This window comes from Bacillus sp. AFS002410, assembly GCF_002556365.1.
GTDB lineage: Bacteria > Bacillota > Bacilli > Bacillales > Bacillaceae_G > Gottfriedia.
In genome coordinates this window covers 43,978-54,270 of the sequence record NZ_NUEU01000096.1, presented here as the reverse complement: position 1 = coordinate 54,270, position 10,293 = coordinate 43,978, and the positions used below count along the sequence as shown (strand labels likewise).

The following is a 10,293-nucleotide window of genomic DNA, read 5'->3' as shown; positions in this document are numbered from 1 at the left end:
TTGCCAGTTTCTTCCTTATCGGTTGGGATTTTGCGCGGAATACCTGTTTTGCGGGAGGAAATAAATTGTACAATAAAGATACTATATATATTATTGGAGATGCAAAGACTTCATCCAATAATCCGATTATGCAAAAATATAATGCTTTTTTTATTGGTTTGGTCGTCGATCGGACAAGTCATTTAATTGTCGATGCGGATTGTTCTGCTACTATTACATTAACCTCTACCTTTGTGAAGCATTTATTCGAAGGACAATCAATGTTAAATGTAGATAGAGTAATAGACGAAATAAGTTCACGTTATTTTGGTTCATCCCAAAAAGCATTGACTGTAGCGTTTAAAAATGCACATATAAAATACAAGCAAATAATTGAATCTTAATGCTGCTTTATCTATTCTCGTAGATGAAATCCAGCTATTAGCAGGGAAGTTTCCTTTCTAATAGCTGGATTTTTTATTTAGTAAAACAATTGGAAGTTTATCCTCATTTAGAAAGGAAAAAAAACTATGATTATTCAATCGATACAAGTGCAAACAGAAGTTTTCCCTTTAAAAAAACCATTTAAAACAGCTCTTCGAACAGCTACCGAAATCGAGAACGTTTTTGTTTACGTTCAGTTGGAGGATGGAATCGTCGGAGTAGGAGCTGCAGCACCAACACTAGCTATTACCGGAGAATCGAAGGAAAGTATTGAAACGATTTTAAAGTCGGTTCTTACACCACTCTTAGTAGGAAGGGATATTCAAAATATCAATGAAATCTCCCTATTAATTGAGCGCTCTTGTGTGGCAAATACAAGTGCAAAAGCAGCTATGGAGATAGCGCTATATGATGCACTTTGTCAGCATCTTAATCTCCCACTCTATCAATATCTTGGGGGAAGAACGAATCAATTAAAAAACGATATGACTGTCAGTGTTGGAACAGTGGATGAAATGTGCCGTGATGCTAGTCAAAGCATCAAGGACGGATTTTCCACTTTGAAAATTAAAGTTGGAAAAGAGGGGGCAAAGGATGTTCAACGAATTATGGCGATTCGAGAAATAGTCGGCAATGATGTTGCCATTCGTGTAGATGCGAACCAAGGGTGGACCCCAAGACAAGCCGTTTCTATTATCCAAGAATTGGAACAGTTGAATGCCAATTTAGAGCTAATTGAGCAACCAGTCAAAGCAGGTGATATTGATGGACTGAAATTTGTGAAGCAGAATGTCAAAACACCAATTATGGCTGATGAAAGTCTTTTTTCTCCGGAAGATGCAGTTCGCCTAATTAAAGAAGAAGCAGTTGATCTTCTAAATATTAAGCTGATGAAAACAGGGGGAATTAGAAGAGCAATGCAAATAGCAGATATTGCTGAACGAGCAAATATTCCTTGCATGATTGGAAGTATGATGGAAACTTCTGTCTCCGTAATTGCAGCAGCGCATATTGCAACTGCTCATCCAAATATTCAAAAAATCGATTTAGATGCTCCACTTTGGTTAATGAATCAAGAGTTTGATGGCATTGAATTTATCGGGGATGAAGTCCATTTATCATCTCTACCTGGTTTAGGGCTTAACCGAAGATTATCAAAAAGTCTTCGTTAAAATATGGAGAGGAGTTTTACGATGAAAAAAACAAAAAATTTAATTTTGAGTTTATGTGTTGCAGGTACATTACTTTCCACAATGACAACCCAATCTTTAGCAAAAACGCAAGAAGAACTTACTCCAGGTGAGACAGCCTACGTAGATGTGTCTGTTTCAACGCAGTGGACAACAAATGGTAGATTCCAAGTTAGAGATATTGATGCACCATCTTTAAGTAATCCAGTTGATCCGCGCCAATGGTCTGCTAATATGGAAGATACTGAAACTCGACGATGGCTAACAAGTTATCTTGAAACACAAGCAGTATACGGTACAAAAGTAACCATTTTAGAAGAGTCGGGTGACTGGGTGAAGGTAGCTGTGGATGGGCAACCTACTCCACGTAACGAACTAGGCTATCCTGGTTGGATGCCAAAAAGACAATTAACTACAGATGATCGATTAGAGAAATATAAGGATACCCCATTTATTATGGTATCAAGTCAAACAGCTTGGTTATATGATGGAAAAGCACTAAATCACAAGTTTATGGAAATTAGCTTTAATACACGCTTACCTGTAGTGAAGGATTTTGGGAATGTCGTGATGGTTGCAACACCAGATGATGGGAATAAATTTATTAAAAAAGCAGATGTGGCAGTATATCAAAATGAAAATCAATTTCCTAAAGCAACACCTGAAAATTTAATCAAAACAGCGAAACAATTCTTAGGATTACGCTACCTATGGGCTGGCGTATCAGGTTTCGGATTTGATTGCTCAGGATTTACATCTAGCTTATTTAAGTCATTTGGTGTAACAATTCCACGAGATTCAGGACCTCAATCTAAGGGTGGGATAGAAGTCAAAAAAGATGAAATCCAACCTGGTGATCTTTTATTCTTCGCAAGTAACAACGGAACTGGATCTGTACATCACGTTTCAATGTATATTGGAAATGGTTTAATGATTCAAGCGCCAAATGCGGAACGAAGTGTGGAAATTATTCCATTAAATACAAAAGGGTATATTGAAGAGTTTTCTGGTGCTCGCCGTTACTGGACAGAGTAATCAAAAAAGAAAGCTATGAACAAATGAATTGTTCATGGCTTTCTTTTTTATTTAAAAGTGTATAAATGAATTATTTCTTATAACATAATTCCACGTGTGTACATTTCTACTTTTGTATGAATTTCAAATGGGATACTTGGAAAGTCTTTTTCCCAATTCAACTTAGCCCACGTTTTAGGATGATAAGCCATTAAATTTCTACCAACTCCTAAAGCATCACAATTCGCATCTTGAAGTTTGTTAATCACTTCTCTCATTTCTTTTTCTATATTGTCTGCAATCTGTTTTTCTATTTGTTTTTTCTTTTTATCTTTTAATAAATTTCCACCTGTATATTCAGTTAAATTAATTTTAATCTTCATATCCATCGTTACTTTTGGTTGTCCGTTTTTTACATTAACTTGTAATTTTCTTTTTATGTTTTTTACTTTAAAAGAAATAACCTCTTTTTTATCATTCAATTGTTCAGATAAATTCATTACATTGCCTATTTTTCCTTGCAATAATAATAATAGCTTGGATTGTTGCTCGTTTAATATTTTTCCAGAAAATTTAGTATCATGTAATAGGCCCACACCTTTAATTTTAATCGTTTCATCATCTATCTTTTCTAAATAAGGTAAGGCAAGGTCATAACCAGGATCATCCATTTTTTTATAGATTGTCTGTTGTGTTTCTATTGGAATTAAAGAAAGTTTTTCGGCACTCGAAAGCATTTCCGTCAATGATTCACTGATTAAAATATCTTTGTAAGTTTTCATTTCGAGAATACTCGATGCCTGTCCTTTTACAATGGCTACACGTGAGGTTAGGGAGCTCCTTATATAGCGAAAAAAATTATCAAAGTAAGGATATAAATTGTTCTTTGCAAGATCTTCGCCTATAAGCATGACAAGCAGTTTGTTGGCAGAAAAATTACCAGGTATTTGATAATCAATATTTTGCCTTGCATCTATAACAGAAAATCCATTATCACTAACAATATAATTAATTGCTTCGGCTTGGCTACCTTTAGATACACTAGTCCTAATGCTAGCTGTCGTTTTAATATTATCTTTTGGAAGCTGGTCTATTGCAAGGCTTAGTACAAGTGCTGAGTCTTTTAATGAGTGTTGATCCCAGCATCCAGTTAAAAAGAATACGAGTAATAATGTAATAGAAAGAGACTTTTTCATGTTAGTTCAACTTCCTTACTTTTTATTTTAAAAAGAAGGGATATGATTAATGTCAATAAAGGAATGACAACTATAAAAATAATACTAGCGAAGTTGAAAATATCTAATAGTTTCTCCATGAAACTATAAGTAACAGGTAGAAAATTTCCAATTAAAAATATTAATGAACAAATTACAAGTATGGATAAAGTTCGATTTTTATTAATTTTTAGTAAGTTAAGAATACCGATATTCGCCAAAAATAAATAAACGACATAGGACGAAGCGATCAGTACAAACCAGATTGAAAGGAATAGTAAGTCAAGTCGCTCTAAAACATGAAAAAAAGTTAAAGTTTTATATAAATAAATGGTCGGTTCTGGGATTAACTTCAGTTCTTTTGAACTAAAAAACCCTGTACATAAAATAACAATAAATAGATAGATAAATGTAACAAAAAGTGCAGAAATAATAGAGCTATTGATTTTTTTTCTATGATGGGCCTTAACAAAAGGATAGACTACTAACAAACTTACAAACCCTTCTGACATAAAAATTGAATGATAGCTACCCTTTACGATCCCTGTAATATTTGTATTACCAATCGGTAGTAAATATTGCCAGTCTACATCCTTATATGCACTGAGGCTAAATAAAAAAATAGTAAATATTACCCAAAAAGCTAACTGATAAAATCTAGTTAATGTACGAATACTCTCTTTCCCTAAATAAATACCAATCATCATTAATAAAAGTAATATGGCCCAAGTAGGAGTGTTTGAAAAAACCCATTTGCCAAAGCTACCAATATAAAATTGACTAATAATTAAACTTGTAAAAATAAAGTACAAAATATAACCAACAATTAAAATTCCACCAATCCACTTTCCAAAAAAAAACTTACAAATTTCAAAGATTGTTAAATTAGGAAAACGCTTAAGCAAGAGTGAATATAGAAAAATAATACTGATCGAAAAAACACCAGAAAATAAAACGGAAATCCATCCATTATGCTTAGCATATTTAAATAAAATTGTCGGAAGTGTAAAAATGCCAATATTTAAATGTGCAACGACCATAAAGAAAAATAATTGAAAGGATGTAATTGTCTCATTTTTACTAATTTTCATCTTTCCACCCCTTAGTTCCTTTTGATTGCACAGTATCAGTTGGTAAAGCATTCGTTGGTCGTGTTTTCATTTTCCAAAAAGGTACACGAATAAGTGTATCCTTCATATCTTTTAGTCGAATCGGAGCAAAGGGAGAAAAATATGGTGTGCCAAACGATTCGAGCTTTACTAGGTGAATCATAATAACAGTTAGACCAAATATAATTCCTACAAATCCATAGATTGACGCTAATATAATCATTGGAAAACTTACTAGTCGAAGAGAAAAGCTCATTTCATGAACAGGGACAACAAATGAAGCAACTGCTGTGATTGCAATTACAACCGTCATCGTATTTGAAACTAAATTAGCTTCAACAATTGCTGTTCCGATAACAAGACCTCCAACAATTCCAATGGTTTGAGCAATTGGGCTTGGTAGACGAATAGACGCCTCCCTTAGTAATTCTAATGTTAATTGCATAATTAAAGCTTCGATAATAGGAGGGAATGGTACATATTCAATACTATTGCGAATAGTTGTTACTAATTGATATGGAAGAACTTCATAACTGAATGACACGATCGCAATATAAATTGCCGGTAAACAAATACAGAGAAAAAAACTAAATAGTCGAATTAATCGTAAAAACGATCCAATTAACATCCTTCCGTTATAGTCATCCGGGCTTTGAAAAAACATAAAAAATGAAGCAGGCACAATCGCAGATGATGGACTTCCCTCTACTAAAAGTGCGATTTTCCCGTCATAAAGATTAGCAACTACCCGATCAGGCCGTTCTGTTTCTAATAATTGTGGAAATGGAGAAAATGAATTATCCTCAATTAATTCTTCTAATTTTCCTGGAGTTAAATTATTTTCAAGTTGAATAGATTCAATGCGTCCTTTTACATTTTGAAGAATATCTTTATTTACGATATTTTCTATATATACAACACCTACATTCGTACCAGGATCTCCGACTCGTATAATCTCTATTTTAAAATCAGCGCTTCTAATCCTATTTCTCAAAAAACTAATGTTTTTACTTAAACTCTCAACAAATCCATCATGTGAACCTGTTACAATTTTTTCGTTATCAGGTTCATTTGATGCCCTTCCCTCAAATTCGCCGGTTTCAATAATAAAAGCTTCATTAGAACCGTCAGTTAATAAAATGGTACTACCATTAGTAAGAGCAGACTTAATTTCATCTAGATTAGGAGTAGAAGTAATAGTTGAAACTGGAAGATCAGTCAAAATATGACCCTTTTTTATGTTAATAAGGACCCTAATAATATTTTCATTGATAAAATCTTTATTTGAAATCGTATCAATAAAAGCAATACATAGTGGTTTATTATTGAAAATAATCGTTCTAGATTTAAAATCAAATACATTTGAAAATTCGTCTTGTAATTTTTCTAAATTAATTTTAAGATCTTTATGGATGGAATTAGTTACTTCATTTTTCAATATTTTTCCACCTCCAGTAAACATATCATTTGTTAATTTAGTAAAGATATTCATTCATGAAGATTCATACTTTTTTATTTGAAATGAATGGAGAGTAGTATTGGTGTAAGAAACAAATAGCCCCCGCAAAAAAGAAGCAGGGGGAGTTTGCTTAGCAATATTTGTGATTCAAATAATCTTAAGCTACTACGTATTAAGTATATCAATTTCAAATTTAGGTTCAATTGTCATTTTTGGATAATCTTTTCTCCAATTTAGAGATTCCCAAACTTTCGGATGCAATGCTTTTAATTCCTCACCAATACCGAGAGCGTCTGAATTTGCTGATTGCATGGTCTTAATTGTTTCCAATGCCATTTTGTCAAAGTGTTTATTTAGAATTTTTTCCATTTTAACGTAATCAGGCTTTAACTTATGACCTTCTTTACCAATCTCAAAAGCACTCACTTGTAATTTTACTCGTACCTGGATTTTTGGTGATTTTTTTGATCTGGTAGAAACAATAATTTTTGAAAAGTTTCTTTTGACGGTAAATCCAAAATTATTTTTGTCAGCAGTTTTAGAATAGGACTTTTCACCATTTTCGCCAGATATATTTCCAGTAAATCTTTCCAAGTTCCCAGTAAATCTTTGTCTTCCAGTGTTCCCGCCTTCTAATAACATCATTAGTTTTACTTGATCACGATCAAGTGTTTTCCCAGTAGGTTGACCATTACGGTATAATAACGCACCATTTAATTCCAAGTCCGAATTTATTGGACTTAACATAGGTAATGCTAAATCACACAAAGGTTCATCCTTTGATTGTATAAAGTTCATCATGGAGATTGTTGGAATCGTTTTATTTTTTTCCATTGAGACAATAAACTCATTCAAGTCTTTTGAAAATTCTTTATTAGGCTCTGAAGCGGTTTCAAATACTTTCGAAAGATCTCCATCTATTACAATCAAAGGTGTGTTAATGGATGAATAGGGTGCTCCTAGTAAAAAATCAAGCTCTGAAATAGGATCAGTTGAAGCGAAATTTTTACTTATTAAATAAACTCTAGTACTAATTCCTATAAAGGGTGATTGATCGGTATACTCCCATTGGCCAATTGCTTCAGCTAATGTAGGTCCTTTAAGTTCTTTCACTTCCGAATGAGACTCCCCAGTACCTTGCCCTGTGCTTTTAAGCTTGGAAATTAGAAAAAATGCTCCGACTTCACCGGTTTTTTCATTAAGATCAAAACCATTTACATCAACTAAATGAAGTTTCTTTAAGTCCAGTCGATCCCAACAGCCTGTTAATAGTGGCAACAGTAGTAGTAAAATTAAGGATTTTTTCATTTGTTCGCCACCTTTTCTTTTACAAATGAAATTAGTAGAAGTACTGTTGGAACTGCCAAAATCATGATAGCTGTAGATACATCATGATACTCTGAAAATTTCGGAATCCACTGTCTCTCAGTAAAGAATGTACCTGCCACAAAGCAAAGTAGTGCTATTAACCACACTAAGAGTGAGTGATGACGGATTTCTTTTCTACCGATAAATGCTAAGTAACGAGCAGATAAAAATAAGTAAATATAAGCCGTTACTAATGTCACTGATAACCAGATGGTGATAAATAAAATATCAAAACTTTGTACAACTGGCCATCTAAACTTGCGAAGAATAAAGACCATCGGCTCAGGGATATGATTTAATTGCTTTTCACTAAAGTTGTACGTCACAATAAAGGCAATAAACACGTAAAATAATGTCGTTACCCCATTAGCAACTGACATGGCGACTAAAATGTTTTTCTTTTTTTTACTTTTTACATATGGAAATACGTACAGAAGAAGTTCGTATCCAGCAAATGCCCAAAATGCAGGGATAGCACCTTTTAAAATTGGAGCAATCCCATGCGTACCGATTGGTAGAAAGTGACGAATGTCTCCATTTCCAAACCCACTAATAAAAATAATGACAAAACATACTAGAAACATGGCCATTATAGACTGTGTAATGGTAGATATTGAACGAAGTGTTGAAGATGCAATATACCCTGTGATTAACACCATTAAGCCGATTAGGACGAACCAAGGTGTTTCAAATAATAACCATCGATTAATGACATCCGCATAAGTAACAATGATCGTTAAACAAGATTCTGCACAGTATGCTGCAAAAAGTAAGTTAATAAGCAATCCTAATGGTTTTCCTACAATTGAAGCAATATACTCTTGCAGTGATCGAGCGGGATAAGCTTTTCCAAGTTGATAGACAACAAGGATTCCGATTTGAGCTATTATTCCTCCAATAATAAGAGACATCCAAGAGTCATAGCCCGATATTTTAGACATTTCATAAGGGATTGATAATACACTGACACCTACTTGGTTCAGTATAACGAGACAAATCAGTTGATTAATTGAAATCTTTTTTAATTGAATCACTCAGTCTCCCCCTTAGTATTTCCCATTCTAATTTCGTCTTTAGCCATACTTTCTATTGGACGTTTTTTCATGCTTTTAATAGGTGCTCTAAAAATCGTATCTTTAATCGTATCGCCGTTAAACCAATTGTAAAAATAAGGGATGCCGAATGTATTCATACGTGATAAGTGTGTCAAAATCAACAAATATGATATTTCTAACCCGATCAGTCCGAAAAGTGCCGACATGATGATAAAAGGATACGCTAATAAACGAGCTGTGTTACTCATTTCATACGAAGGTATTATAAATGAAGCAATTGCTGTAAGTGCTACTATAACGACCATCATATTTGAAATTAAATTGGACTGAACAACAACTGTTCCAATTACGATACCACCCACAACACCAATTGATTGGCCTACAGGATTTGGTAACCGGACAGTTGCTTCTTTTAAGACCTCAAGAATTGCTAGCATTGTGATAGCTTCTAAAACAGGCGGCATGGAAACGTATTGCATAGAGCTTTGCAAAGTTAATGCAATTTCTAATGGGAGAATTCTAGGGTCGAATGTAACTAGAGCAACATAAGTTCCAGGTAAACTAATTGCAAGAATAAAACAAAAAATACGTAGAAATCTTAGTACACTACCAAATAACCAACCAACTTGATAATCATCTGGGCTTTGAAAAAAAGCCCAAAAAGAAATAGGAACCATTGCACATTCTGGTGCGCCATCTGTTAAAAATCCAATTTTCCCATCCATTAAGTAAGATTTTATTCTGTCTGGTCTTTCAGTTACGAGCATTTTAGGAAAGAGAGAAAACTTTTTATCTTGGATGAGTTCTTGAAAAAAACCAGGTGCTTCAATGTAATCAGTATCAATATGAGTAATTCTACGTTCGAATTCCTGTAAAACAACTTCATTTGCTAGAGACTGCAAATAAATAACGGCAACGTTCGTGTTTGACCTACGTCCAACTTGATAATTCTTTATCACTAAATCTGGAGTAGCAACTAAGTTTCGAATAATATTAAGATTTGTATTCAAGTTTTCATTCAAAGCTTTGTGAGAACCACGTAAAACTCGTTCATTAATTGGAATGTTCACTGAGCGCTCTTTAATTAGTTCAGTTCTAAGTAAATAGAGCTTTTTATCGCCTTCAATTTGGAGAGCCGTTTTTCCTTCAACAAGAGCATTTACGGCAACCGATAGAAGTTCGGTTTCATTGTAATCCAGAATGGAAACGGCTTCACGTACACTGCCATTTGTGTTGTTAAGTAAAGGACGAATAATAAATTCTTGTACCGATTTATCATCAATCATAGTATTCAAATAAAATAACCGATAATGTCGGTCACCGCTTCCGAAATCACTGAATTTGAAGTCAGCGCTATTAAACAGTAATTCCCGAAGCGATTTTTCGTTTTTCTCTAAATCTCGGTCAGCTATCATTAAAGGAGCATCCCTTTCCCGAACAGGTAATTTTATCCTATTTTTC

Annotated in this window: 9 protein-coding genes; 3 read left to right on the top strand and 6 right to left on the bottom strand. The window is 33.8% G+C overall.

Annotated features, from left to right (window positions below; translation table 11 throughout):
• Positions 1-65: 65 nt before the first annotated feature.
• The 3 genes from CN692_RS23165 to CN692_RS23155 all read left to right on the top strand — a co-directional run bounded on the left by CN692_RS23165 (position 66) and on the right by CN692_RS23155 (position 2,648).
• Complete coding sequence (locus tag CN692_RS23165) at positions 66-383, top strand: DUF3870 domain-containing protein (RefSeq protein WP_098121484.1); 318 nt, start codon at positions 66-68, stop codon at positions 381-383.
• 126 nt (positions 384-509) lie between these two features.
• Positions 510-1,595, top strand: coding sequence for a dipeptide epimerase (locus CN692_RS23160; RefSeq protein WP_098121483.1), 1,086 nt, complete (start codon positions 510-512; stop codon positions 1,593-1,595).
• A gap of 21 nt (positions 1,596-1,616) precedes the next feature.
• Complete coding sequence (locus tag CN692_RS23155) at positions 1,617-2,648, top strand: C40 family peptidase (RefSeq protein ID WP_098121482.1); 1,032 nt, start codon at positions 1,617-1,619, stop codon at positions 2,646-2,648.
• A 77-nt stretch (positions 2,649-2,725) separates the two neighbouring features.
• On the opposite strand, the gene CN692_RS23150 is transcribed toward CN692_RS23155, so the two are convergent.
• From CN692_RS23150 to CN692_RS23125, 6 genes are all read right to left on the bottom strand, one after another.
• Positions 2,726-3,823, bottom strand: a complete 1,098-nt coding sequence (locus tag CN692_RS23150; protein ID WP_098121481.1) for a Ger(x)C family spore germination protein — start codon at positions 3,821-3,823, stop codon at positions 2,726-2,728.
• Entirely contained in the window at positions 3,820-4,932 is a 1,113-nt protein-coding gene (locus tag CN692_RS23145; protein WP_179874533.1) for a GerAB/ArcD/ProY family transporter, read from the bottom strand. Before CN692_RS23145 ends, CN692_RS23150 begins: the two co-directional genes overlap by 4 nt.
• Positions 4,922-6,388, bottom strand: a complete 1,467-nt coding sequence (locus CN692_RS23140; RefSeq protein ID WP_179874532.1) for a spore germination protein — start codon at positions 6,386-6,388, stop codon at positions 4,922-4,924. Before CN692_RS23140 ends, CN692_RS23145 begins: the two co-directional genes overlap by 11 nt.
• A 186-nt stretch (positions 6,389-6,574) precedes the next feature.
• Positions 6,575-7,717: a Ger(x)C family spore germination protein gene (locus CN692_RS23135; protein WP_098121478.1), complete on the bottom strand. Its 1,143-nt coding sequence runs from the start codon at positions 7,715-7,717 to the stop codon at positions 6,575-6,577.
• A complete protein-coding gene (locus CN692_RS23130) occupies positions 7,714-8,811 on the bottom strand; it encodes a GerAB/ArcD/ProY family transporter (RefSeq protein WP_098121477.1) in 1,098 nt (365 codons plus the stop codon). Before CN692_RS23130 ends, CN692_RS23135 begins: the two co-directional genes overlap by 4 nt.
• Positions 8,808-10,247, bottom strand: a complete 1,440-nt coding sequence (locus tag CN692_RS23125; protein WP_098121476.1) for a spore germination protein — start codon at positions 10,245-10,247, stop codon at positions 8,808-8,810. Before CN692_RS23125 ends, CN692_RS23130 begins: the two co-directional genes overlap by 4 nt.
• Between the last annotated feature and the right edge of the window lie 46 nt (positions 10,248-10,293).

What these genes read in the sequence shown, in the direction of transcription:
- CN692_RS23160 (WP_098121483.1), top strand. Translation starts at nt 510, where the DNA reads ATGATTATTCAATCGATACAAGTGCAAACAGAAGTTTTCCCTTTAAAA.
- CN692_RS23155 (WP_098121482.1), top strand. Translation starts at nt 1,617, where the DNA reads ATGAAAAAAACAAAAAATTTAATTTTGAGTTTATGTGTTGCAGGTACA.
- CN692_RS23150 (WP_098121481.1), bottom strand. Translation starts at nt 3,823, where the DNA reads ATGAAAAAGTCTCTTTCTATTACATTATTACTCGTATTCTTTTTAACT.
- CN692_RS23145 (WP_179874533.1), bottom strand. Translation starts at nt 4,932, where the DNA reads ATGAAAATTAGTAAAAATGAGACAATTACATCCTTTCAATTATTTTTC.
- CN692_RS23135 (WP_098121478.1), bottom strand. Translation starts at nt 7,717, where the DNA reads ATGAAAAAATCCTTAATTTTACTACTACTGTTGCCACTATTAACAGGC.
- CN692_RS23125 (WP_098121476.1), bottom strand. Translation starts at nt 10,247, where the DNA reads ATGATAGCTGACCGAGATTTAGAGAAAAACGAAAAATCGCTTCGGGAA.